Here is a 515-nt window from a genome sequence, read left to right as displayed (position 1 = left end):
GAAAGGCAGGGGTATCCATGATGGTAGACCTCAAGGAGATGGCCTACTTCAAGATTAGCCTTTCAACACGTAATTGGGACAGAGCCTAAAACAAACCGTCACAGGCTTAATCGTGGTGGTGATCGTGCCGCCAATAGTGCTCTGCATATTATCGCTATAGGGCGATTGCGCACCGATACGAAAACACAAGAATATGTGGCCAAACGGGTAGCTGAGGGTCACTCAAAAATGGAAGCGCTGCGTTGCCTGAAACGTTATATCTCGCGTGAAGTCTATACGCTGCTACGTAATCAAAACCGGTTGATCAACAGCACTCAAATAACGACTTGACTCTTAGAAGGGCGTCCAGGGGAGTCAGTTTAGCAGCTATGACTGGCAAGATTTTTTGCGGGAGCACCGGTTCAAGGCCAGCATGAGCAGACGTGGCAATTGTCATGATAACGCGGTGGCGGAGAGTTTCTTCCAGCTCCTCAAACGCGAGCGGATCCGACGTAGAACCTATGCGGATCGCGAGG

At 50.3% G+C, this 515-nt stretch carries 2 pseudogenes; both read left to right on the top strand.

Annotated features, from left to right (window positions below):
- Nucleotides 1-87: 87 nt before the first annotated feature.
- Nucleotides 88-330 (top strand): annotated as a pseudogene (locus ACW5XD_RS23900) (IS110 family transposase); the annotation flags it as partial.
- A gap of 16 nt (nucleotides 331-346) precedes the next feature.
- Nucleotides 347-515: pseudogene (locus tag ACW5XD_RS23895) on the top strand (IS3 family transposase); the annotation flags it as partial.

This window comes from Aeromonas enterica, assembly GCF_054052465.1.
Note: the sequence above shows the minus strand (reverse complement) of the source record. Positions and strands in the feature narration are given on the sequence as shown.